Here is a 24,651-nt window from a genome sequence, read left to right on the forward strand (position 1 = left end):
TTGAAAAAGGGGTGTTTTGTTTAAGCGGCTGCAATCAGATGCGAAAGCACGATGGCAACAAGGACCAGCAACCCGTAATCGCGGTTGGACTTGAACCGCTTCAGGCAGTTGGCCGCGTCATCAAGTTTGACGGTGGCAACCTGCCAGCCAAGGTGGATACCAGCAAGCCCCAGCAATACGAAATAAGACCAATGCAAATCCGCCAGCATGCCCGAAATGCCCAGCAGAAGGGTGGTCATGGTATAGAACCCCTTTGCCCATTTCGGCGTGGCATCGCCCAGATGCAGTGCCAGTGACTTCAGGCCGATCTTGGCATCGTCATCCTTGTCCTGATGGGCATAGATGGTGTCATAGCCAAGCGTCCAGAAAAAGCCCGCCGCATACATGGCAATTGTGGCCGGTTCGACCGTGCCGGTCACCGCAGCCCAACCAACCAGTGCGCCCCAGTTAAAGGCAAGGCCAAGGCAGGCCTGCGGCCAATAGGTGATCCGTTTCATGAACGGATAGGTGATGATGATCGGGATCGAACAGATGCCGACAATGATTGCCTCAATGCGGAACTGCACCAGAATGCCAAGCCCCAGCAACATCATGAAACCAAGGAACAGCAAGGCCTGCCAAACTTTGACCTGCCCGCTTGGCAGCGGGCGAGTGGTGGTGCGTTCAACCTGACCATCAAAATTGCGATCGGCCAGATCGTTGATCACGCAGCCGGCCCCACGCATGACGATCGCGCCAAGCCCAAACAGGGCCATCATGATGACGATTTGCTTTGCGTTGATCTCATCGAACAGGCCACCAGCCATGGCGGTGGACCACCAGCAGGGCAGCAGCAAAAGCCATGTGCCAATCGGGCGATCAAGGCGCAGCAGTTTCAGATAGGGACGCACAGGTCCCGGCATGAAGCGATCAATCCAGCCATCCTGTGGCATATCGTTTTTGGACGTCTGTATTGGCTGGTTGACCTGTGTCATAATTGGCCTATCTGATAAAAAACTTTTTCAAGATGCCGTAAAACGGCTTTGGGGACTTTTATGACCGCTGATGCCACGCGTGCCCGCCAACGCCTTTTCGTTCGTGATCCTATCATGGCCGATAGCGAAATCGAACTTGCTCCCGAACAGTCTCATTACCTCGAACATGTCATGCGCCTCAAGCCCGGAACGCCGGTAAAAATTTTTAACGGCCTGGACGGGGAGTGGCTTGGCACGATCAGCGCCCTTCGCAAGAAGAAGGGCAGCGTCACTGCCGAGCGCCGGTTGCGTGATCAGGGCACAGAGGTCGGTCCGACTCTTGTCTTTGCACCGATCAAAAAACAACGGCTTGATTTCCTGATTGAAAAATCGGTCGAGCTTGGGGTTGAAAGATTGCAGCCGGTCATCACCCAGCATGGCATCACCGACAAGGTCCGCCTTGATCGTTTGCAGTCACAGGTTATTGAGGCGGCCGAACAGTGCGAGCGCCTGACTGTGCCTGAGGTTTGCGAGCCTGTGCGTCTTCTCGACTGGGTCGCAAATGTGCCGGAAAATCACCATCTGCTGTTTTGTGATGAAACCGGTTCCGGGTCACCAATTGGTGAAGTGCTAAGTCAACTATTGGCAAAGGGCTCTGGCTCGTTTATCGACAATATCAATGTTGTTAACCATGCAATCGTGATTGGACCCGAGGGCGGCTTTAGCGCCGACGAACTTGAACGTATCCGCAAACAGCCTTTTGCAACGCCTGTTAGTCTCGGTCCGCGTATCCTGCGTGCCGAAACGGCCGCAATCGCAGCTTTGACCGTATTTCAGGATCGTATCGGCGATTGGTCGCACCGACCCGTTGCGAGAGATTAGGGGAAGCCCTTATGACTGTCAGCGCCTCCACTGGTGACAGCCCGGTTATTGAAAGCCGGCGCCAGCTCGTCGAATGGTTTGAGTCCGGCTGTACGCCGAAAAAGGACTGGGCCATCGGCACCGAACACGAAAAATTCGCCTATACCCGCGATGATCTGCGCCCCATTCCCTATGAAGGGGAACGCGGGGTTAAAATGCTGCTCAATGCCCTTGCCAAACATTATGACTGGGAACCGGTCATCGAGAACGGCAATGTCATTGCGCTTACCAAGGACAAATGTTCCGTATCCCTCGAACCCGGTGGGCAGATCGAGCTTTCCGGTGCACCGCTTAAAAACATTCACCAGACCTGTGGTGAAGTGCATACGCACCTTCATGAAGTCCGCGAGATTTGCGATGGGCTTGGCATTGATATGCTTGGCGTCGGACACAATCCGAAATGGAAGCGTGAAGACATTCCGTGGATGCCCAAGGGGCGTTACAAGATCATGGGTGAATACATGCCCAAGGTCGGAAACCTTGGTCTGGACATGATGCTGCGGACCTCGACCATTCAGGTCAATCTCGACTTCAGCTCTGAAGCCGACATGGTCAAGAAATTCAAAACGTCGCTGGCCCTTCAGCCGGTGGCGACCGCCCTGTTTGCGGCGTCCCCGTTTGTCGATGGCAAACCAAGCGGCTTCCTGTCGGCACGCTCGAACGTCTGGACCGATACCGACCCGGATCGCTGCGGCATGTTGCCGTTTGTGTTCGAAGACGGTTTTGGCTTTGAGCGGTACGTTGACTACATGCTCGATGTGCCGATGTATTTTGTCTATCGCGATGGCAAGTATCTTGATGCTTCGGGCAAGTCGTTCCGTGATTTCATGGATGGCAAGCTTGATGTCGTGCCGGGCGAACGTCCGACCATGAATGACTGGTCAGATCACATGACCACCGCCTTCCCGGAAGTGCGTCTTAAGAAGTTCCTTGAAATGCGCGGGGCCGATGGTGGACCGTGGAAACGCATCTGTGCGCTGCCGGCCCTTTGGGTTGGGTTGCTCTATGATGACGCTGCCCTTGATGCCGCATGGGATCTGGTCAAGGACCTGTCGGTTTCTGAGCGCGAAGCCCTTCGTAATGATGTTCCGCGTACAGCCCTTGCGACCCCGTTTAAGAACGGCACGGTTCAGGATCTTTCAAAGGAAGTTCTGGCAATTGCCCGTCAGGGGCTTAAGAACCGTGGCCGCATGGATGGCTATGGTGATGATGAAAGCCACTTCCTCGACAGCCTTGATGACGTCGCGCAAAGCGGCCGGACCCTGGCCGAGGAATTCCTTGATAAGTATGAAACCGAATGGAACGGTTCGGTTGATCCGCTGTTCAAGGAATATGCCTATTAAGGGCGCATCAGAATTTGCAAAAAAGGGCAGTGAAATCACTGCCCTTTTTTCATGTCTGCAGATCGCATGAATTGCTGGTTACTGTGCAGCCTGACCAAGCCGGGTTTGGGCGGCAAACCATTGTTCGATGGCTTCGACCTGATCAGGCTGCATCCCGATGCCAAGCTTGGTCCTGCGCCACAGAACATCTTCTGCGTTGCACGCCCATTCATTGGCCATCAGGTAGTGGAGTTCAGCCTCATACAGGCTCGGGGTAACTTCTGCCCCCAAATCATCCAGTGATGCCGCCGCGCCGATGATTTCTGTAATCGCCGTGCCATAGCTGCGCACCAGTCGATACAGCAAGGCTTCTGGCAACCAGTCATATGTTGCCCTGGCCTTGGCAAGGAATGCATCAAAGTCCCCGTCGAGCATATCACCGCCGGGCAGAACGGCCTTTGCAGTCCAGTCCCTGGCATTGTTGCCCAGAACCGGGGCCAGTTTCTGCATCGCATGTTCGGCAAGCCTGCGATAGGTGGTGATCTTGCCGCCATAGATCGACAGGATCGGGGCCGCGCTGCCGGTGTCGCCGGTATCAAGATCAAACACGTAGTCGCGGGTTACCGCGGACGCGTTGGCGTTCTTGTCATCATAAAGCGGGCGGACACCGGAATAATCCCAAACCACGTCCTTGCGGCCAAGCGGCTTGTCCAGATAGCCATTCACCAGATCAAGCAGATAGTCGACTTCCTGATCGCTGATTTTGACCTGTGCCGGGTCGCCATTATAGGCAACATCGGTGGTCCCGATCAGGGTGTGGTCCTGCTGATAGGGGATGGCAAAGGCAATGCGCCCATCTCCATTCTGGAAGATATAGCAATGATCATGGTCATGAATGCGCGGCACGACAATGTGGCTGCCCTTGACCAGTCGAAGACCGGCAGCCTTTTGGCCAAGTCCGGCATTTTCAACCATCTCGGTCACCCACGGCCCGGCACCATTGACCACTGCTTTGGCCTGAACCGACTGTGGGCTGCCATCAGGGCCGATCAGTTCGGCATTCCAGTGATCATGATGACGCACCAGTGACGCGCATCTGGTCCGGGTGCGGATTTCTGCACCGCGCACCTCGGCGTCTTGTGCGTTCAAAACCACAAGACGGGCATCATCAACCCAGCAATCGGAATAGGAAAAACCGCCGGTAAAGTCGGATTTCAACGGTTCGCCTTCGGGTGTGTCCTTAAACGAAACAGCGCGTGAGCCCGGCAGGCGTTTGCGTTTTGCCAAATGGTCATACAGGAACAACCCGGCGCGCAGCATCCATTTCGGACGCAGGCCCTTGTGATGGGGCAAAACAAACGTCAATGGCCAGATGATATGTGGGGCAGCGCTCAAAAGAACTTCGCGTTCCTGAAGGGCTTCGCGCACCAGTCGGAACTCGTAATGTTCAAGATAGCGAAGACCGCCATGGATGAGTTTGGTCGAGGAGGAAGAGGTGGCCGAGGCAAGGTCGCGCTGTTCGACCAAAAGAACAGAAAGTCCGCGACCGGCGGCATCACGGGCAATACCAGCCCCGTTAATGCCGCCGCCAACGACCAGAAGGTCGTATGTTTTGGTCACGTCAGATCACCTTTTTACGCAGGTAAGCTGAGATGGCTTCGCCAATAATGACCAGACCAATAATTGCCAGCAGGATCGTGGCAACCGTTTGCCAGGCAAAGGTATCAATCGCCCCCTGAAGGATGATGCCGATACCGCCAGCCCCGACCAGACCCAGAACCGTACTTTCACGCAGGTTGATGTCCCAACGCAGAATGGATACGGCAAAGAAGGTCGGCATGACTTGCGGAATGACGCCATACACCAGAATCTTGAAGCGCGATGCGCCAACGGATTCCAGGGCTTCGATCGGTGCACGGTCGATTTCCTCAATCGCCTCGCCCAGCAATTTGCCAAGGAACCCAAGCGATCGGAAAATGATCGCCAGAATACCGGCCAGAACACCCGGTCCGAACACAGCAACAAACAGCAGTGCCCAAATGATGGTGTTGACCGAACGCGACGACACCAGAATGAACCGGCCAAGCCACAGCGTGAAACGGTTCGGGGTGGTGTTCTGTGCCGCGATCAGGGCAATCGGAAGGGACATGAATACCGCAAAGAAGGTCGCGATCGTTGCGATATTGACGGTTTCAAGCAACGTCCAGCCGATTTCCTGCCAACCTTCAAGCGATGGCGGGAACATGCGGGCAAACAGATCGCCCATCTGGGCCGGGGCATCCCAAAGCCACGGCCAGATGACATTGATCGTGGAGAGCGACCAGACAACGGCGAGTGCGACAAGTGCGGTCAGGCCGTAACGCCGCCAGCGTTCCTTGGTGGTGTAGCGGGACCATTCGCGATTGGCGATTGCTTCCGGTCCGGTAGGTTGGGTGGTGGCTACCATAGGTTCCTCCTGATCCGGCCGCTGATGGCCTCGCTGACAAGGATCACACCGATGATGCAAAGGGTAATCGCCAGCGCAAAGTCATAGTCGTAACGCCCAAAGGCATTAAGAAGGGTCGATCCGATACCGCCCGCACCAACGATGCCAACAATGGCAGATGCGCGCAGGTTGCTATCAAGCTGATAGATCGAAAGACCAATCTGACGGGGCATGATTTGCGGGATCACGGCATAAAGTAGGGTGACAAATGTCGCCCCGCCGGCTGCCCGGATCGCTTCAACCTGACCCCAGTCGATTTCCTCGATCCGTTCGGCCAGCATTTTGGCAACGAACCCGATGGAATAGACCGTCAGCGTCAGGATGCCCGCCAGCGGGCCAAAGCCGACCGCTTTGACAAACAGGATGGCGACAATGACCGGATGGAAGGAACGCGCAACAATGATGACACCGCGCCCGATGGTATAAAGCCATTTGGGTGCGATGTTTGATGCGGATGCAAAGGCAATCGGAACGCTCAACGCCAGACCAAGCAGGGTTGAGACGATGGCGATCTTGATGCTTTCCATAAAGCCGTCAAACAGCAACTCGCCGCGCAGGAAGCTTGGCGGGAAGGCGCCCTTGAAGATACGGATAGCACGCGGGACACCGTCCTGAATACGCTCCCAGTCGAATGGCAGGGACGTTAATGCCCACCATACATAGGCCGCAACCGCCACCAGAATGCCCCAGCGCAACACGGGGTTGGCAATAAAGGGGGACTTCTTCCAGGTGCGGCCCGTTGATTGAACGGTGCTGCTCATCGTGCCGCGACCTCGCGCAGGTGATTGCTGCTTTCGGCACCACCGCGTTCTTCGGCCGGGACACCGGCATAAATTTCATCCATCGCGTCATTGTTCAGGTCAACCGGCTCGCCATCGAAAATGATGCGGCCAAAGCGCATGCCAACGATACGCTGGGTATATTCCTTGGCTTCGTTGACGTTATGAATGTTGATCAGAACCGGCAGGTGCAGCTCGGATGCGAGCGCGCGCAGCAGTTCCATGATCTGACGGGATGTTTTCGGATCAAGCGATGCCGTCGGTTCATCGGCAAGCAGGATTTCAGGTTCCTGCATCAGGGCGCGGACAACACCGACACGCTGGCGTTCACCGCCGGAAAGTTCATCAGCCCGTTTGTCGGCATAATGGGCGATACCGACGCGTTCCATCAAATGGAAGGCGCGATCAATATCTTCCTGCGGATATTTGCGCGTCACGGCGCGCCATGCCGGCAGATAGCCCAGACGACCGGACTGGACGTTTTCCATGACCGTCAGGCGGTCAATCAGGTTAAAGCCCTGAAACACCATGCCGATGCGCCGGCGTGCCAAACGCAGCGCCTTGCCTTCGAGGCTGGTCAGTTCAGTGCCATTGAGTTCGATGGAGCCCGAAGACGGTTCCACAAGGCGGTTGATACAGCGCAGCAGGGTACTTTTACCTGCGCCCGAAGCACCAATGATGGAAACAACACTCTCGCCCGGGACTTCAAGGTTCAGGTTCTTCAACACGGCCTTTTCGTCGCCATAGCGTTTTACAAGTTCTTTGATACGCAGCATTGCGTTACCCCGAATAATATGGGTGGCACAGGGCCTGCCAAGGCAGGCCCTGCAAAGTTCGGATCGATTGGAAAGTCAGGAATTACTTGAGGTTGTCCGGGGTGTATTTGACACCGTTGGCAGCCTGAATTTCGCGGATAACCGCCCAGTCATCCTGATAGGTGATCGGCAGGAACTTCGAGACACCTTTGAATTCTTCACCAAGGGCGGTGCCCTTCATGTCAAAGGTAAAGAAGGCTTCCTTGATCTTTTCGACCAGTTCCGGCGCGAGGTTGTAGGCATAGTTGAACGAAGTGGTCGGGAAAGGCTTGCTTTCATAGATGATTTTGACTTCGTTCGGATCATAGAGATCGCGCTGGGCCATACGTTCGACAACTTCCGAGGCAACCGGGGCTGCATCATAGTCACCGGCGACAACGCCAAGGATCGACTGATCGTGCGAACCGGAATAGACAACTTCGTAATCCTGTTCCGGAACGACGCCCTGACCCGGAAGCAGTGCGCGCGGTGCCAGGTTGCCCGAGTTCGAGGTCGGCGAGGTATGCGCAACGCGTTTGCCTTTGAGGTCCTCGACCTTGTCGATGCCACTGTCGGTACGGGTGTAAAGCTGAAGCGTATAGCCAAAGCGACCATCATCGGCCCCCATCAGGGCAAACGGAACGGCACCGGCAAGGTTGACAGCAAACGGGGTCGGACCGGTCGAGAAGCCGGCAACGTGCAGACGACCTGAACGCATGGCTTCGACTTCTGCCGAGTTCGACTGAACCGCAAAGAAGTGCACGTCTTTGCCGGTAACGTCTTCAAGATGCTGGAGGAACGGGTCCCAGATGTCAGCATAGACGGCCGGGTCTTCGACCGGGGTATAGGCAAAGACAAGGGTGTCGGGATCAACAAGCTGATCTGCGGCCGGGGCATCGGCAACAAGGTCACCGTCCATGTCGCAATAAATCGGATCAAGATCGCCGCGCGCGATGCAGTCATCTGCTGCGGCAGCCGGGGTGGATGCCATGCCGACCATGCCGATTGCGGCAAGGAGGGTGGTCAGTTTTAAACTATCGGTTTTTTTCGGATGTGAAAACACTGGTTTTGCACCTTTCTTCCCTGTGATTGACGGTTTTCCGCCATTTTGAGCGTGGTTTTGTTGTTTTTATTGTTGCTTTAACCAACATTATGAATTTGAAAAAGTTGGAAAATCAACACAAAACTGTAACAAAATGTTTCGGTCAGGGTTGCTAAGATGGCTGTCTTCGGCACAAAACCGGCCATAATTGAGGGGGGTGTGGCTTTGCGTTTAGGAAAAAAAGAGCGTCAGCAACGTATTCTGCAAGAGTTACAAGTTCACCCCCATGTGAGAGTTGCCACACTTGCCGAACGATTCGACGTTGCAACCGAAACCATCCGCCGTGATCTTGATGCGCTGAGCAGCGATGGCCTGATCAAACGCGAGTTCGGCGGGGCATCGGCCCGCCCCATGGGCCATCAGCCGGATCTGGCAGAACGCCAGCTTTCTGCTGTTGCCGGGTTTGAGCGGATTGGCATGATGGCCGCTGACATGGTGCGGTCCGGCGATGTCGCCATGATCGATGCCGGATCAACCGTGGCCCAGATTGCGCCGTTTCTGGCAGCTCGTACGACAAAGCTGCCCCGCACGTTTCTCACCAACTGTTATGCAGTGGTGCATGGCATGGCCGAGCTTGTGGATCATGATGATGTCCTGATGTGTCCGGGGCAGTTTGATCGACGGGAAAATGCCGTCTATGGCAACGACACCATCGAATATCTGCGTCGTTTCCATGCCAATATCGCCTTTATCGGTGCATCGGGCATATCCCGACAGGGATTTAGCGACGTCAATCGCCGGGCGGTGGCCGTTAAGCGCGCCATGATGGAACGCTCCGATGAAACATGGTTGATGGTGGATCATACGAAGTTTGATCAACGCTATCTGGAAAACGTTGCCCCGCTGGAAGAACTGACCGGCATCATTACCGACCGCCAGCCGGAGCCGGAATTCGCATCCCAGCTTGAACGCGCGGGCATACGGCTTTTGGCATGGCGTGATGACCTCCAATAGGTTGCCTGCATCACCTCAGCATTTTTGAAAATAAGATTTGTTCGCAATTGAGTTTGCGTTCACCCGGATTTCAAACCATATTCCGTGCGCAACATATCAAAGTGTTGCGTGCCGGGTTCCCGCCCCGGTCAGTTTGTTTCTGACACGGAGGATTTTGATCGTGACCAATTCAGTGACCACCCGTACCGAACAAGACACCATGGGCGAAATTGATGTGCCCGCCGATCGGTATTGGGGGGCGCAAACCCAGCGATCCAGACAGAATTTCCGCATTGGTGGTGAACGCATGCCCGATGCCCTGATCAAGGCGTTCGGGGTTCAGAAACTGGCAGCTGCGCGCGCCAATGCCGCGCTTGATAATCTTGACCCGGAACTGGCCAAGGCGATTGAAGCTGCCGCCACCGAGGTGGCCGAAGGCAAGCTTCTGGATCATTTCCCGCTGGTTGTCTGGCAAACCGGATCGGGCACCCAGACCAACATGAATACCAACGAAGTGATCGCCAACCGGGCGTGCGAGATCCTTGGCAAGCCGACGGGCAAACGCGAACCGGTCCATCCCAACGATCACGTCAATCGCGGGCAGTCATCCAATGACAGCTTCCCGGCCGCGATGCATATCGCCGCCGTGGTCGAAATCGAAGAAAAGCTGAAACCAGCCCTTAAGCATCTGCGCACGACCCTTGATGCCAAGGTCGCGGCCTTTGACGACATCGTCAAAATTGGCCGTACCCACATGCAGGACGCGGTGCCCCTGACCCTTGGACAGGAGTTTTCCGGTTATGCCGCACAGATCGCGCTGGGGCTGGACCGGATTGAAGATGCGCTTAAACGGCTGCGCAAACTGGCACAGGGCGGCACCGCCCTTGGTACGGGTTTGAATGCGTCCGATGGCTTTGATGTCGAATTTGCCAAACAGGTTTCAAAGATCACCGGGCTTGAGTTTGAAACGGCCGAAAACAAGTTCGAAGCCCTGGCCGCCCATGATGCCTGTGTTGAGATGTCGGGTGTTTTGAATGTGCTGGCGACGTCGCTGATGAAAATCGGGAACGATATTCGCCTGCTGGGGTCCGGTCCGCGCTGTGGTCTGGGGGAACTTGTCCTGCCGGCCAATGAACCCGGATCATCGATCATGCCGGGCAAGGTCAACCCGACCCAGGCCGAGGCCCTTACCATGGTGTGCGCGCAGGTAATGGGCAATCATGTTGCGGTCACGGTTGGCGGATCAAACGGGCATCTCGACCTGAACGTGTTCAAGCCGGTGATCATTTATAATCTGTTGCAATCAGTGCGCCTGATTTCCGATGCATCGGTCAGCTTTGCCGATAACTGTATTGCCGGTCTTGAGGCCGATCAGGAAAAGATTGATCACTATGTCGAACAAAGCCTGATGCTGGTGACCGCCCTGGCGCCGCATATTGGCTATGACAATGCAGCTGCAGTCGCCAAAAAGGCACACAAGGACCGCAGCAGCCTCAAAGAAGCCTGCATCGCGCTTGGCTTCCTTGACGGGGCAAAGTTTGACGAACTGGTGCAAGCCCGCGACATGATCTGATTGATGACGGAAAAGGCCGGGCAATCACACCCGGCCTTTTGGCTTAGTGTGCGTAGGCCGTGTTTAACATCGCGGGCACAATGCGATTGTGAAACGGCATCACAGCAGCAAGGTAGGCACGCCCCAGCGCATTGTTGCGCCGAACCAGCGTGATGCTTCGCACCAGTGTCCGGTTGGCATCAATTGCCTCGGTTTCAAAGACGATACGAAAATTCAGATGATGGTCATCAAGACCAAGAATGACCGACTGGTCGCTTTCGCTGATGATCGGAAAAGGGCCGATGGTTGAAGTTCCGGGATCAACCATATCAGCGTCGGTTTTAAGGCCAAGCGGCCTGACAAGAAGGTTCCGAAGGGCGAGTAGGCGATGATACCATTGGGGGGCCGAGTTAATCACATGCCGTGCTGCCTGCTGCGCGGACAGGTTTGGTTGCTTGGCGGTGATGACAAATGAGTCTCCCCAGTCGGCATCGGACAGGCCCGGATGTGGAAGGTGGACTGCAGACCCGGTTGCGCGATTTGTCATCTTGTCGTTTCCGCATGGTGGAATTCACATGGAAATTAGTCCGAAATTGGTCGAATGCAATGATCAATATCATTGCAGGTGATCTTTGAATCAGGCATATCCAAGTCATGCTTACGCGCAAACGTCATAACCGCCGGGCAGGTGGCCTGTCACTTCGCCGTGTCGTTCAGACATGGCTGGTGGCGTTTGTCGTTTTGTTTGCTGGTGTGACCCAATCGGGCTTGATACCGGCCCTGCTGAGTGGGCAGGCCAGTGGCATTTCAACTGCGTCGGCCGCCGAAATTGCGCCGGGTGATGACTATTTTCTGATTTGCACGCCTACGGGCATCAAGATGGTCTCGGTTGATACGCTTGATGGAGTGTTGGCTTCTGACGCATCCGGGCAACCTGACGAGATGCCCGCCCATGCGTTTTGCCCTCTTTGTGCAAACCATCACGGGGCGATGGCGGTGATCGAACTGCCTTACAACGCACCGGTTGCTGTTACCCATCATGTCAGCTTTGCAACGGCGATAATACTGGCAGCGGGCAATGATGTCCCACGTATTCGCCATTCCCGCGCACCGCCGGTTTCCATCTGATTTCAAAGACCAGTCAAAACACGATTACTGAAATCGCAGACCTGTACACACAGGCTGTTTAACGGATGGAATATCATGAAAAAGCTTTTTGCAATTGTTGCGACCGTTGCGTCGCTGTTTATCGTCACCAACGCCTTTGCCGCCGATATCGAAATCAAGGACGCTTGGGCCAAGGCATCCAAGGGCATGGTGCGTAATGGCGCTGCGTTCTTTGATGTTGTCAATCACGGTGGCCCGGACCGCATTGTCGGAGTTCGCAGCAAACTTGCCGACCGTACCGAACTTCACACCCACATCATGGAAAATAATGTCATGAAAATGCGGGAAGTGAAGGGCGGCGTTGAAGTTCCGATGCATGGCACGGTTCATTTCAAACCGGGCAGCTATCATGTGATGTTCATTGGCCTGAACAAAGCCCTTGAAGAAGGCCAGAAGATCGACATCGTTCTGGAACTTGAAAAGGCCGGCGACATTCCGGTGACCATTGATGTACTCAATACCATGTCCAAGGGGCCGAAAGGTGGCAAAGGTATGGATCACGGCCATGATCATGGTCATGACCACGACCACAAGAAATCACACAGCAACTAAGTTGCGTCTGATCGTGGCCTGAATTTTCAGGCCAAAGGGATCGAAGGGGGAAGGTTTGCGCCTTTCCCCTTTCCCTTTTTTTCGTCAGAATGGCGGCGATGATCACGGTTGGGAACAAGGAGCCCATCATGTCAGATGCCATCACCATCGACGATTTGATCGCCAAGCTTGACCTGCAACCGCATCCCGAAGGCGGCTATTACGCCGAGACGTTCCGGGCGTTTGAAACCTGTAATCCCGGTAACCGGTATCTTGGTGTGCGCAGCACGGGGACCGCGATCTATTACCTTCTGACACCTGATACCTTTTCGGGCATGCATATCCTGACCAGTGACGAGATTTTCCATCACTATCTCGGCGATGCGGTCGAACAGCTTCAGCTGTTTGAAGATGGCACGCACAGGAAGGTGGAAATTGGCAAGGACCTGCTGGCGGGGCAAAAGCCGCAAATGATCGTGCCCAAAAATGTCTGGCAGGGGGCGCGCCTTAAACCCGGTGGCAAGTTTGCGCTTCTGGGCTGTACCGTTGCGCCGGGCTTTGATTTTGCTGATTTCTCGATGGGCAAACGCGCGGCGCTGAGCGCAAAATGGCCAGCAGCGTCCGAGATGATTACGGCATTGACGCGTGACTGATTTTCGGGCGATATCGTCCTGACACCAACCAAGAGTTGGCATTGCCAGTTCTTGCGCTACCCCGAAATACAGGATTTGCCCCATGCAGTTCGATACCTGGCTTCTGTTTGCCGGGGCGGCAATCGCATTGGCGATGGCGCCCGGCCCCAATAACCTTCTCGCAATCTTTAATGGTGCGCGTTATGGCGTGTCGTCTGCGGCCGTTGGCGGTATTGGCCGTGTTGTGGCGTTTATCCTGATGATCTCGATCACGGCTGCCGGACTTGGCGTTGTGCTTGCCGCCAGTGAAACGGCCTTCTTCGTGATCAAATGGGGCGGGGCGGTTTACCTGATATGGCTTGGTATCAAAAGCTGGTTTGCCAAGGTTAACGATGACGGGGACGTCGCAGGCCAGATGGCTCTGATGGAAAACCCGGGGCCCTTCAAGCTCGCCAAGACGGAGTTCCTCACTGCGGTGGGCAACCCGAAGGCGATCCTGATTTTTACCGCGTTCTTCCCGCAGTTCCTTGATCCAGCCGAGGCCTATGGTCAGCAATTCCTGGTCATGGGCGTGACCTTCATTACGATGGAAGTCAGCGTCTTGCTGGGCTACGGCCTTTTGGGCGGACAGGTCAAAGGTTTGATCAAGTCCGCCCGCCATATGCGGGTTCTTAACCGTGTATCCGGATCGCTTCTGGTCGGGGCTGGTGTCTTGTTGGCCCTGACCGACCGGTCACGGACAGCAGCCTAGTTTCAGAACCAATCATCGAGAAGTGCGCAGGGGCGCAGCTTTTTTCAAAGCGCGCCCCCTTGCTCCCTTGTCTACCTGGATAGCTGTTAGCTTTCCGGGCGATCGCCTGTTGTCAGGCGATTTCTTCGACCCGATGACACGCCACTTCGCGGCCCTCGAAATTGCGCAGTTCCGGGCGGACTTTTGCGCATTCCTCGGTCGCGAACGGGCAGCGTTTATGGAACGCACAGCCCGATGGCGGGTTGATCGGTGATGGCAGTTCGCCGGTCAGCGGTTCTGCCTTCACACGTTGTGTCGGATCGATCTTTGGTGCCGATGCCAGAAGCGCCCGTGTGTAGGGGTGCAGCGGCTTGGCAAAGATTTCGTCAGTCGGTCCCTTTTCAGCGACGCGACCGAGATACATCACCATGACGTCATCTGCAATATGTCTGACGACAGAAAGATCATGCGAGATGAAAATATAGGCGACATTCATCTCTTCCTGCAGGTCCATCATCAGGTTGAGAACCTGTGCCTGGACCGAAACGTCAAGGGCTGAAACCGGCTCGTCGGCAACGATGACCTTCGGTTCAAGGATCAGCGCGCGCGCGATGGCGATACGCTGACGCTGGCCACCGGAAAACATATGCGGATAGCGCTGATAGAATTCCGGGCGTAGGCCAACCTTTGCCATCGTGGCGCGCACACGTTCTTCACGCTCTTTGCGGCCCAGGCTATCCATGTTCAGAAGAACCGGCTCGGCCAGGATCTGCCCGACCTTTTTACGCGGGTTCAGTGACCCGTAGGGGTTCTGGAAAATCATCTGAACCGTGCGGCGGAACTGCTTGGCTTCCTTGTCCGACAGATCGCCGACTTCGGTGCCGTTGAGTTTCAGCGCGCCCGAGGTCGGCTTTTCAATTAGGGTCAGCTGACGACCCAGCGTCGATTTCCCGCAGCCCGATTCACCGACAACCGCGAGGGTCTTTTGCGCTTCGAGCGTGAAGGACACGCCATCAAGTGCCTTGACGGAGGCATTGGGTTTGCCCAGGCCACGATTAACTTCATAGTGACGGACAAGATCATCGGATTCCAGAAGCGGAACACCGGGTTTGGCATCCAGAAAACTCATTACACAGTCTCCCCGGTGGTCATGCCAGTCGGCTGGCCCTGATCATTGAGCGGATAGAAGCAGCGCACATCGCGTCCCTTGAAGTCGGAAACTTCCGGGCGCGCCTTCACGCAGCTTTCATTGGCATAACGGCAACGCGGAGCCAGCAGGCAACCCGCCGGGCGGTCATATTGACCAGGAACCACGCCCGGGATGGTTCGAAGCCTGTCATGGCCTTCGGAACGTTCCGGCAGGGCTTCAAGCAATGCCTGGGTATAGGGGTGGCGTGGTGCGGCAAAGATGCTATCAGCCGGGCCACTTTCAAACAGCTGACCGGCATACATGACCTGAATGCGGTTGGCGGCTTCGGACACCAGTGCCAGATCATGGGTGATCAGCAAAAGACCCATGTCGCTGTCTTCCTGAAGCTTCAGCAACAGGTCGATGATCTGGGCCTGAATGGTGACATCAAGGGCCGTGGTCGGCTCATCGGCAATCAGAAGGCGCGGGTTACATGCAATCGCCATGGCAATGACGATACGCTGGCTCATACCGCCGGAAAGCTGATGCGGATAGGCCGTCATGCGCGACTTCGGATCGGGAATGCCGACCTGATTAAGCAGATCAAGCGTGCGCTCGCGGCGCTGCTTCTTGTTGCCGCCCTCATGGACCTTAAGGGCCTCCATGATCTGGGCTTCGACCGTGAAGCACGGGTTAAGGGCTGACATCGGATCCTGAAAGATCATGGCAATGTCTTTGCCCGTGATCTCGCGGCGACGTTTGGCCGGCATGTTCAGAAGATCCTGACCATCAAAGGTCAGGGCATCTGCACTTACACGCCCGGGAAAATCGATGAGACCCATGACGGCAAGCGATGATACCGACTTGCCCGAACCTGATTCACCGACGATGCCAAGCACTTCGCCGCGATCAACGGAGTAGCTTACGGAATCAACAGCACGAAACGGCTTGTCTTCGGAGCCGAACTCGACTGTCAGGTTTTTTACTTCGAGAAGAGCCATGACTTACCGTTTCATCTTGGGATCAAGGGCATCGCGCAGGCCATCACCCATCAGGTTGAAGGCAAGCACGGTGACAAGGATGCAAAGGCCGGGGAAGGTGATCACCCACCAAGCCGAACCCACGAATTCACGGGCTTCGGACAGCATGGTGCCCCATTCCGGCAGCGGCGGCTGTGCACCAAGGCCAAGGAAGCCAAGGGCAGCAGCGTCAAGGATCGCACTCGAAATACCAAGCGTGCCCTGAACGATCAGCGGTGCCATGCAGTTTGGCAGGATGTTCACGAACATCTGGCGGATATGTCCGGCACCGGCAATTTGCGATGCGATGACATATTCCTTGTTGAGTTCGGATACGACCGACGCACGGGTCAGACGCACATAATGCGGTAGCTGAACAATCGCGATGGCCAGCATGGCATTTTCAAGACCCGGGCCGAGAATGGCGACAATCGCAAGCGCCATGATCAGGCTGGGCAGGGCCAGCATGATATCCATCAGGCGCATGACCCCGACTTCGACCCAGCCCCGGAAGTAACCGGCAACCATGCCAAGCACGATGCCAGAAATCATCGACAGGATGACAACCGCCACACCGATGGAAACCGACAACTGGGCGCCATGGATCAGGCGCGACAGGATGTCACGACCCACCGCGTCGGTACCAAGAAGGTAACGCGGATCAGCACCTTCCATCCAGATGGGTGGTTTCAGGAACGCGGTACGGTCCTGTGCGATCGGATCAAATGGCGCAATCCACTGGGCGGTCAGCGCCAGAAACAGAATGATCGCGATGACGACCAGACCGGCAAATGCGCCGCGGTTCTTTTTGAAATAGTCCCAGGTCTCGCGCAGCGGGCTCGGCGGTGCGCCGATTGGCTCAACGGCTGCTTCGGCAGTATTGGATGCCGGGGCTGCGGACGGGGTGGTGTTCTCGCTCATCTTTCGCAGCTCCCTTAACGCTTATACCGAATACGGGGGTTTACGATCCCGTACAGCAGGTCAACGATCAGGTTCACGGCCATGACAAGGAAGGCAATCATCAGAATGCCGCCCTGAATGGTCGGATAGTCGCGCCGGTTCATGGCTTCGATGATCCATTTGCCAATGCCTGGCCACGAGAAAATCGTCTCGGTCAGGATCGCACCAGCCAAAAGCACACCGACCTGAAGGCCGATCACAGTGATCACCGGGATCAGGGCATTGCGCAGCGCATGCACCATAATGACACGGATCGGCGCCAGACCTTTGGCGCGGGCAACGCGAATATATTCCTCGCCCAGCACTTCAAGCATGGAAGAGCGCGTCATGCGCGCAATCACTGCCATCGGGATGGTACCCAAGGCAATAGTGGGCAGGATCAGGTGGCTAACGGCGCTGGAAAAGGCCCCTTTTTCACCACTCAACAGGCTGTCGATCAGCATGAAACCGGTGACCGGTTCAAAGAAAAACATGACTGACAGACGCCCGGAGACCGGTGTCCAGCCCAAGGTCGTCGAAAAGAACATGATCAGAAGAAGCGCCCACCAGAAAATCGGCATCGAATAGCCCGTAAGCGATAACGACATTGTCAGGTGGTCAATCCATTTGCCACGATGCATCGCGGCCAGAACCCCGAATGGAACGCCAAGTATCACGGCAAACAGGATGCCCATCAGGGCCAGCTCGACTGTCGCCGGGAACAGGGTCAGGAATTCATCGATAACCGGCTTCTTGGTGACAAAGGATTTACCAAGATCGCCCTGGAAAACACCCATCAGGTAATCGAAATACTGGACAATAATTGGCTGGTCAAAGCCGTATTGTGCCTGAAGTTCTGCATATCTTTCCGCATCGACGCCACGCTCACCGGCCATCATCAAAATGGGATCGCCGGGAATAAGGCGGATCAGGAAAAATACCAGAAGGGTGACACCGAAGAAGGTCGGGATGATGTCCCCCAAACGGCGAAACAGGAATCCTAGCATGCCATCGGGCCTTTTTATCTCCGGGCGGTTTGTCCGTCCGGATGTCTTTCTCTCTTTTACGAAATTGCAAAGAGGCCCGGAAAACCGGGCCTCTCTGACTAGATTTTGGTGCGCTTACTCAGCGAGATCTACACCATAGAAGATGTGACCACCGAATGGATCGATTTTGTAGTCAACAACTTCGTTGCGGATCGGCTCGAAGACGATCGAGTGTGCGATGGTTGCCCACGGTGCTTCACGTTTGAAGACGACCTGTGCTTCCTCGTACAGACGGGTACGCTCGAGAACGTCCGAGGTGGTTTTTGCCTGCTGAATCAGGTTGTCGAACTCTTCGTTGCACCACTGTGCACGGTTCGAACCACCAACTGCGTCACAACCCAGAAGGACTGCGAGGAAGTTGTCGGGGTCGCCGTTATCACCGGTCCAACCGAGCATGAAGGTACCCTGCTCACCTTTTTTGGTGCGCTCAAGGTATTCGCCCCACTCGTAGGAAACGATTTCGGCATTCACACCAATCGCAGCCCAGTCAGCCTGAACGAGTTCTGCCATACGGCGTGCGTTCGGGTTGTAAGGACGCTGAACCGGCATGGCCCAGATGTCGGTGGTGAAGCCGTCCGGATAACCAGCTTCTGCCAGCATGGCTTTGGCTGCTTCCGGATCATAGGGATCATCAACGGTGTCGTTGTTGTAAGACCAGATGGTCGGCGGGATCGGGTTCTTCGCCGCTGAACCGGCACCCTGATAAACACCTTCGATGATGGCGTCTTTGTTGATCGCCATGTTCAGTGCTTTACGAACCTTGGGATCGGTGAACGGTTCTTTCTGGGTGTTGTAACCCAGATAACCAACGTTCAGACCTTCCTGGCTCAGCAGGTTGACGTCTGCGTCTGCTTCCATTTCTTCCAGATCAGCCGGGTTCGGGTACGGCATGACATGGCATTCGCCAGCTTTAAGCTTCTGGTAGCGAACGGTGCTGTCCGGGGTGATGGCAAAGATCAGGTTATCGATTGCTGCCGCACCTTCCCAGTATTCCGGGAATGCCTTGTAACGGATAACCGCGTCTTTCTGGTAAGCCACCAGCTGGAACGGACCAGTGCCGACCGGGTTCAGGTCAACATTTTCCGGGGTGCCAGCTTCCATCATGACATCGGCATATTCAGCCGAGAGAACCGATGCGAAATCCATGGCCATGTTGGCGATGAACGGTGCTTCCGGACGGTTCAGGACAAATTTGACGGTATAATCGTCAACCTTGACGATGTCCTTGATCAGGTCGGGCATCGACATGGCGTTGAAGTACTCGTAAGAGCCGCCGGAAACACCATGATACGGGTGTTCTTTGTCGAACTGACGCATGAAGGTGAAGATCACGTCATCCGCGTTGAAATCGCGGCTCGGAGTGAAGTCTTCGGTGGTGTGGAACTGAACACCTTTACGCAGATTGAAGGTGTATTCCAGGCCATCAGCCGAAACGTCCCAGCTGGTCGCGAGACCCGGAACGATGGTGGTGGTACCGCGTTTGAACTGTACCAGGCGGTTGAAGACCTGACGCGAGGACGCATCAAAGGTCGTGCCGGCGGTGTACAGCGACGGGTTGAAGCCTTCTGGGCTTCCTTCCGAGCAATATACCAGGGTTTTTGCCGAAGCGGCAGTCGGAGCAGCAAGTGCGGTGGCTGCAAGCAGGCCTGCACCAAGTGCCACTTTGACGAAATTCGCTTTCATTAAATGCCTCCCTCAAGGCTGGTCCGAACAAATCAATGCTGTCTGCGTGACATTGATCCAGTCACGTTTGACAGTGCTTTTTGCATCGGACGAGGTTTACCCGATCCAACAGGTATGAATGTTGGCAATCGACGAAGGAAAGTAATCAGGGTTTCTACGTATCGTCAACGGTTCCTGCGGGATTTTACGTAGGCGGGGCAGGGGCCGAAATGATGAATTTAAGTCAAGTGTTTGTTATTTTTATGAAATTCACTGTCCACTTTCGTCGGGGCAGCTGTGCATTTTTTTCAAAGCTCGGCGGGTGAAATCGGTAAATCACGTGTTTGAAATGTGCTTTCAAACGATTCATATCTTATTGAAACATAATGATTCGTTCGATTTCACCCTGGCTTCACAGGTGATTTTCTACCCTAGGGTGGTTTTGAGTTTGGTGATTTGCACGATATCCGTGTTCCAGGCAGCAACAAATCGATAAACATCCGCACCAAGCGATGGCCAGCCATGGAACATCAGGCCGGCATCGCGCAGTTTGCCCGCGAGTTGCGGGGCCATTTTGACAAATAGCTCATTCCCTTCTGCCGCATGTGTCAGTTCCGCACCTTGCGAGATCAGAACGTCCGCAAGCGCTTTTGCGGCGTCGTTGGCATGGGCGGCATTTTTCAGCCAGACATCATCCTTGATATAGGCCAGAAGCTGGGTTGCCAGATAGCGATGCTTGGAATGCAGATGGCCGCTGCGTTTGCGGGCCTGCTCGACCCGGGCTTTCAGGCTGGTGTCAAAAAGAACAATCGCATCGACCGCCATCGCCCCGTTTTTGGTCGCCCCGAAACTGATGGCATCGACCCCGGCTTTCCAGGTGACATCCGCCGGATGGCATTTCAGATGGGCCATCGCATTGGCAAAGCGCGCACCATCCATAAACAGGCGCAGGTCATGCTTGCGACAGATGTCGCCAATCGCCGCGACCTCATCGACAGAGTAAACCGCACCCAGCTCGGTCGCCTGCGTAATCGCCACACATTCTGGCGCGACAGAATGCACACCGCGATCAACAAGGCCAGAGATAAAGGCATCAAGGTCGCCTGCTTCCAGCTTGGCTGCCGGGCCGTCCATCGGCAAAAGCTTTGCGCCGCCGGTAAAGAAGGCAACGCCTGTGCTTTCATCCTCGTTGATGTGGGCTTCGTGATGGCATACGACCCCGCCATAGGGGGACACAAGGGCAGACAGGCTGATGCAATTTGCTGCTGTGCCCGTTGCCACCGGAATAACGGCAACGTCCTTGTCAAACAGCTCGGAAAAGGCAGCGTCAAGGAGCTGGCTGATATCGTCGCTGCCATAGGCCGGGGCGTTGGCAGACGCGTCTTTTGTCAGGGCTTCGAGCACTTGCGGGCAAAAGGGCGATACATTGTCCGAGGCAAAATTCATCTTGGTTCTCGTATTTTTGGGTGGCGTCAGGGGCGTGGGTATCACACGCAATCGATTGAGATGGCAAGCCCGTGTTATTGGTCAATGGTGTCTGGCAGGGCCTTGATCATTTCAATCGGGCTGTTCCATGCGCAGACAAACCGATAGGCATCCGGACCAAGCGATGGCCATGGGCGAAACACGATGCCTGCATCACGCAGCTTTGCGGCCAATGTATCGCTCATGTGAATAAACAGCTCATTGCCTTGCGGCGCAAAGGCGGGCGTTGCCCCCAAGCTTGATAGCGATTTGGCAAGGGCTTGTGCCGCAGTGTTGGCATGGAGGGCATTTCGCAGCCAAAGATCATCCTCAAGATACGCCAGAAGTTGTGCCGCAAGATAACGGTGCTTGGAAAACAGATGACCGCCCCGCTTGCGGTTTTGTTCCGTTTTGCGCCGGAGTTCAGGATCAAACAGAATGATCGCATCTACCGCCAACGCACCGTTCTTGGTGGCACCGAAGCTTAAGACGTCAACGCCGGCCTTCCATGTGATTTCGGACGGATGGCAATCAAGCGCTGCAACGGCATTGGCGAAACGTGCCCCATCCATGAACAGTCGCATATCGTGTTTCTGGCAAACCGATCCAATCGCCTGAATTTCGTCCACGCTGTAGACCGTCCCGAACTCGGTACTTTGTGTGATTGCAACACATTCGGGGTCGACGGAATGCATGCCGTTTCGAACATGGTTGTTCAAATTGGCATCAAGTGCGTCCGCCTCGATCTTTGCCGATGGGCCATCCATGCCAAGCAGTTTGGCGCCGCCGCCATAAAACGCGACGCCGGTTGATTCCGTGACATTGATATGGGCCTCGTAATGACAAACCACACCACCAAATGGCGACACCAGGCCCGACAGTCCGATCACATTGGCTGCCGTCCCGGTGGCCACCGGAACGACGCACACGTCGATCCCGAACAGTTTTGAAAAGGCGTCATCAAGCTGTTGGCTTTTGTCGTCCGCGCCATAGGGAAGCGCACTGGCATCGCTTTCGGCCGCGATGGCGGCAAGGATCTCCGGACAGATTGGTGTGACATTGTCAGATGAAAAGTTCATTGGGGCCTCAACGGGATCGGGCAAAAGCCCTTTGCGATGCAAAATGGCGTGCTTGGCGGTTAACCAACAGTGTTTGGAATTTGTGCGCTTGGCAAGTCGGCTATTTGCTGGTTGCGATAAACACACCATCCCAATCGGCCGGTGGCGGGGTTTCTTTGAACAGTGCAATGCGTTCAGCGTACAGGTCATAGAGGCCTTCAAGTGATGCAAACTCGCGCGCAGAACTCCGGCATTGTTCGATCAACCCTTGAGCCTCTTCCCACCTTTGGCCGCGATAGGCCAAAAGCATCGATGCATGCAAATCACCAAAGGTTTTGAATGCAGGTGTCGACGCCATCTCGGTATCGCCAAGCAGGGCAAAAATATGCACTGCTTCGCTTTTGCCTTTGACCGCAATCAGATCCAACTCAATGATCGCAAAATCGTCACTGACCCGTGTGGCGACATCCTCGCCCAGGACAACATCGACACCGTAATTCTTTGACTGCCCTTCGAGGCGGGAGGCGAGATTGACCGCGTCGCCAAGTACGGAATAATCAAACCGTTGGTCCGATCCCATATTGCCGACAAGGCAATCGCCGCAATTGATCCCGATCCCGACATTCAGCGGCAGGAAAATCTCATTGGCCTCCTCGGCTTCGAGTTTTCGAGCATCGTTCAATTGTTTCAGGGCGCTACGCATGGCAAGGGCGCTGTCACAGGCATGATGGGCGTGGTTTTCAACATCGAGTGGCGCATTCCAGAACGCCATGATGCAGTCGCCCATATATTTATCAATCGTGCCTTCCCGATCGAGGATGCATTCGGTCAGCGGGGTCAGTAGCCGGTTGATCAGACGGGTCAGGCCTTGCGGATTGGATTTGAAACCTTCCGAGATCGCGGTAAATCCGCGAACATCGCAAAACATCAAGGTCAGATCGCGGGTTTCCCCGCCCAGTTTCAGTCTTTCCGGGTGCTCGGCCAGTTGCTCAACAAGGGCAGGCGACAGATAGTTGGCAAAGGCTGCGCGCACTTGCCGACGTTCGCCCTCTGTCCGCATGAAACCAAGGGAGCTGGTCGCAAGATACACGGCTGCCAACCCTACAATCGGATAAAGTGGATCAATCAGAACCAGTTGCTGCGTATAGGCCCACCAGGAAATACCAATTGCACTGGCCGCAATCGCCAAGCCGATCACTGCTGGCCACACCGCCCCAAGGCGCGGGACGGTCAAGACAAAGAATATACCAACGATCAAAAGAACGAGCATCTCGATCTCTGCCGCCCAATAAGGACGGGTCAGGAAATGCTCCAGCAGCATTTGTTCGAGCATCTCGGCATGGACTTCGACCCCGGGGATCACCCGATCAAGCGGTGTGGAACGCAAATCAAGCAAGCCGGCCGCACTGGTTCCCAGCAGAACCATTTTGTTCTGCAGGATTTCAGACCCCACCGTCCCGTCAAGGATATCGGTTGCAGACAAGTACCGGTCTTTTTGATGGCCGGTGAAATGGACCCACATATTGCCGCCATGATCGGTCGGGATGGTCACGGCACCAACACGCACAGACGCAATGCCTTCAGAGCTTGTCCAACGCGTGCTGCCACTGGCGCCCGACATGCGCACCAACATGGTCTTGGGCGCATTTTGCAGAACGCGCAGCATTTCAAGTGTCAGGGTCGGATAAACCGGCTTGCCGATGACAGGCTGATCATGATCAATCGCTGCCAGCAACGGTACACGTCGTACAATCCCGTCCTGTCCCGGCGAGACATTGACCAATGCATTGCCGGTTGCCGCACCTTCGATCACATCAAGGTTTTTTGCCGCACTTGGCAGGACAGGGACGAAGTCCGAAAGCTTGCGTCCTGCTTCGCCAGCAGCGCTGAAATTGCCAACCTGGCGGGGCAGGGTTTCAAACGTCCCGTTGCGCAGCTGAATGGCCGTGATCACATTGCCGGTACCCTGAATGAACTGGGCAAAGAGTTGATCGTGATCTGGCAAAGCTTCGGCCATTTCCGCGATGCGATCATTCTCTGGGCCTGATGGCCAATCTTTGATGACGCGTGTTGGTGATGTGCGATCCGGTTCGGCGAAAACCATATCAAAGCCGACAACAGCCGCGCCATTGGCGCGCAGCCGATAGAGCAACTCCGAGAGTTTCGTGCGCGGCCAGGGCCATTGGCCTTCGCTTGCCAAGCTGCGCTCATCAATATCAACGATCCGCACGCCGACATCGTCAAAATCTCGTGGGGATATCTGCTGATAAAGATCGAAAACCGTCAGACGCAACTGATCTATTACGGGCACATTCTGCCAGCGCAACACGATGCAGGTGAACAGAATGGCCAGTGGTAAGATATACTGCAGGCCTGTCAGGAGGCCGGATTGTCTGATGCGCATCGGGCGTTACGTTTCCGTTTGTCGGCTCA

23 protein-coding genes are annotated in these 24,651 nt (G+C 55.4%); 8 read left to right on the forward strand and 15 right to left on the reverse strand.

Features of this window, described 5'->3' with window-relative positions:
• Window positions 1–20: 20 nt before the first annotated feature.
• Complete coding sequence (gene ubiA, locus ACXAIA_RS16245) at window positions 21–974, reverse strand: 4-hydroxybenzoate octaprenyltransferase (protein WP_475350244.1); 954 nt, start codon at window positions 972–974, stop codon at window positions 21–23.
• 60 nt (window positions 975–1,034) lie between these two features.
• On the opposite strand from ubiA, the gene ACXAIA_RS16250 reads away from it, so the two are divergent.
• Together ACXAIA_RS16250 and ACXAIA_RS16255 are read left to right on the forward strand one after the other, a co-directional pair.
• Window positions 1,035–1,835, forward strand: coding sequence for a 16S rRNA (uracil(1498)-N(3))-methyltransferase (locus tag ACXAIA_RS16250; RefSeq protein WP_475350245.1), 801 nt, complete (start codon window positions 1,035–1,037; stop codon window positions 1,833–1,835).
• Window positions 1,836–1,846: 11 nt separating this feature from the next.
• The gene (locus tag ACXAIA_RS16255) at window positions 1,847–3,217 is read left to right on the forward strand and encodes a glutamate--cysteine ligase (RefSeq protein ID WP_475350246.1); all 1,371 of its coding nucleotides are present in this window, start codon (window positions 1,847–1,849) and stop codon (window positions 3,215–3,217) included.
• 78 nt (window positions 3,218–3,295) lie between these two features.
• Here the strand turns inward: ACXAIA_RS16255 and glpD are convergent, their stop codons facing one another.
• The 5 genes from glpD to phnD all read right to left on the reverse strand — a co-directional run bounded on the left by glpD (window position 3,296) and on the right by phnD (window position 8,317).
• On the reverse strand, window positions 3,296–4,816 hold the full coding sequence (gene glpD, locus ACXAIA_RS16260; RefSeq protein WP_475350247.1) for a glycerol-3-phosphate dehydrogenase: 1,521 nt from the start codon (window positions 4,814–4,816) through the stop codon (window positions 3,296–3,298).
• 1 nt (window position 4,817) lies between these two features.
• Window positions 4,818–5,642, reverse strand: coding sequence for a phosphonate ABC transporter, permease protein PhnE (gene phnE, locus ACXAIA_RS16265; RefSeq protein WP_475344835.1), 825 nt, complete (start codon window positions 5,640–5,642; stop codon window positions 4,818–4,820).
• Entirely contained in the window at window positions 5,636–6,442 is an 807-nt protein-coding gene (gene phnE, locus ACXAIA_RS16270; protein ID WP_475350248.1) for a phosphonate ABC transporter, permease protein PhnE, read from the reverse strand. Before phnE (ACXAIA_RS16270) ends, phnE (ACXAIA_RS16265) begins: the two co-directional genes overlap by 7 nt.
• A complete protein-coding gene (phnC, locus tag ACXAIA_RS16275; RefSeq protein WP_475344838.1) occupies window positions 6,439–7,236 on the reverse strand; it encodes a phosphonate ABC transporter ATP-binding protein in 798 nt (265 codons plus the stop codon). The genes phnE (ACXAIA_RS16270) and phnC overlap by 4 nt, the downstream gene beginning before the upstream one ends.
• Window positions 7,237–7,318: 82 nt before the next feature.
• The gene (gene phnD, locus ACXAIA_RS16280; protein WP_475350249.1) at window positions 7,319–8,317 is read right to left on the reverse strand and encodes a phosphate/phosphite/phosphonate ABC transporter substrate-binding protein; all 999 of its coding nucleotides are present in this window, start codon (window positions 8,315–8,317) and stop codon (window positions 7,319–7,321) included.
• Between the two features lie 156 nt (window positions 8,318–8,473).
• Between phnD and ACXAIA_RS16285 the strand changes: the two genes are divergently transcribed.
• On the forward strand, window positions 8,474–9,310 hold the full coding sequence (locus ACXAIA_RS16285; RefSeq protein WP_475350250.1) for a DeoR/GlpR family DNA-binding transcription regulator: 837 nt from the start codon (window positions 8,474–8,476) through the stop codon (window positions 9,308–9,310).
• A 160-nt stretch (window positions 9,311–9,470) separates the two neighbouring features.
• The gene (gene fumC, locus ACXAIA_RS16290) at window positions 9,471–10,862 is read left to right on the forward strand and encodes a class II fumarate hydratase (RefSeq protein WP_475350251.1); all 1,392 of its coding nucleotides are present in this window, start codon (window positions 9,471–9,473) and stop codon (window positions 10,860–10,862) included.
• A 43-nt stretch (window positions 10,863–10,905) separates the two neighbouring features.
• On the opposite strand, the gene ACXAIA_RS16295 is transcribed toward fumC, so the two are convergent.
• Window positions 10,906–11,388 (reverse strand): DUF2867 domain-containing protein, encoded by a 483-nt coding sequence (locus tag ACXAIA_RS16295; protein ID WP_475350252.1) that lies wholly within the window; start codon window positions 11,386–11,388, stop codon window positions 10,906–10,908.
• A 107-nt stretch (window positions 11,389–11,495) separates the two neighbouring features.
• Here ACXAIA_RS16295 and ACXAIA_RS16300 point away from each other — a divergent pair, with 107 nt between their 5' ends.
• The 4 genes from ACXAIA_RS16300 (at window position 11,496) to ACXAIA_RS16315 (ending at window position 13,922) form a co-directional block, all read left to right on the forward strand.
• Window positions 11,496–11,969, forward strand: a complete 474-nt coding sequence (locus ACXAIA_RS16300) for a hypothetical protein (RefSeq protein ID WP_475350253.1) — start codon at window positions 11,496–11,498, stop codon at window positions 11,967–11,969.
• Between the two features lie 75 nt (window positions 11,970–12,044).
• Window positions 12,045–12,560 carry a copper chaperone PCu(A)C gene (locus ACXAIA_RS16305; protein WP_475350254.1) on the forward strand — a complete coding sequence of 172 codons (516 nt, stop codon included), beginning with the start codon at window positions 12,045–12,047 and terminating at the stop codon, window positions 12,558–12,560.
• A 128-nt stretch (window positions 12,561–12,688) separates the two neighbouring features.
• Window positions 12,689–13,192 (forward strand): cupin domain-containing protein, encoded by a 504-nt coding sequence (locus ACXAIA_RS16310; protein ID WP_475350255.1) that lies wholly within the window; start codon window positions 12,689–12,691, stop codon window positions 13,190–13,192.
• Between the two features lie 82 nt (window positions 13,193–13,274).
• Window positions 13,275–13,922 (forward strand): LysE family translocator, encoded by a 648-nt coding sequence (locus ACXAIA_RS16315; RefSeq protein WP_475350256.1) that lies wholly within the window; start codon window positions 13,275–13,277, stop codon window positions 13,920–13,922.
• 112 nt (window positions 13,923–14,034) lie between these two features.
• Here ACXAIA_RS16315 and ACXAIA_RS16320 read toward each other — a convergent pair whose 3' ends face one another.
• The 8 genes from ACXAIA_RS16320 to ACXAIA_RS16355 all read right to left on the reverse strand — a co-directional run bounded on the left by ACXAIA_RS16320 (window position 14,035) and on the right by ACXAIA_RS16355 (window position 24,622).
• Window positions 14,035–15,030 carry a peptide ABC transporter ATP-binding protein gene (locus ACXAIA_RS16320; RefSeq protein ID WP_475350257.1) on the reverse strand — a complete coding sequence of 332 codons (996 nt, stop codon included), beginning with the start codon at window positions 15,028–15,030 and terminating at the stop codon, window positions 14,035–14,037.
• The gene (gene dppD / locus ACXAIA_RS16325; RefSeq protein WP_475344855.1) at window positions 15,030–16,031 is read right to left on the reverse strand and encodes a dipeptide ABC transporter ATP-binding protein; all 1,002 of its coding nucleotides are present in this window, start codon (window positions 16,029–16,031) and stop codon (window positions 15,030–15,032) included. Before dppD ends, ACXAIA_RS16320 begins: the two co-directional genes overlap by 1 nt.
• A 3-nt stretch (window positions 16,032–16,034) precedes the next feature.
• The gene (locus tag ACXAIA_RS16330) at window positions 16,035–16,970 is read right to left on the reverse strand and encodes an ABC transporter permease subunit (protein ID WP_475350258.1); all 936 of its coding nucleotides are present in this window, start codon (window positions 16,968–16,970) and stop codon (window positions 16,035–16,037) included.
• 14 nt (window positions 16,971–16,984) lie between these two features.
• Entirely contained in the window at window positions 16,985–17,995 is a 1,011-nt protein-coding gene (locus tag ACXAIA_RS16335; RefSeq protein ID WP_475350259.1) for an ABC transporter permease subunit, read from the reverse strand.
• 114 nt (window positions 17,996–18,109) lie between these two features.
• Entirely contained in the window at window positions 18,110–19,717 is a 1,608-nt protein-coding gene (locus tag ACXAIA_RS16340) for an ABC transporter substrate-binding protein (protein ID WP_475350260.1), read from the reverse strand.
• Window positions 19,718–20,122: 405 nt separating this feature from the next.
• Window positions 20,123–21,142, reverse strand: a complete 1,020-nt coding sequence (locus tag ACXAIA_RS16345; RefSeq protein WP_475350261.1) for a threonine aldolase family protein — start codon at window positions 21,140–21,142, stop codon at window positions 20,123–20,125.
• 74 nt (window positions 21,143–21,216) lie between these two features.
• Window positions 21,217–22,239, reverse strand: a complete 1,023-nt coding sequence (locus ACXAIA_RS16350) for a threonine aldolase family protein (protein WP_475350262.1) — start codon at window positions 22,237–22,239, stop codon at window positions 21,217–21,219.
• Window positions 22,240–22,339: 100 nt separating this feature from the next.
• Window positions 22,340–24,622, reverse strand: coding sequence for a CHASE2 domain-containing protein (locus tag ACXAIA_RS16355; protein ID WP_475350263.1), 2,283 nt, complete (start codon window positions 24,620–24,622; stop codon window positions 22,340–22,342).
• Between the last annotated feature and the right edge of the window lie 29 nt (window positions 24,623–24,651).

Source organism: Thalassospira sp. ABL2_045 (assembly GCF_056161285.1).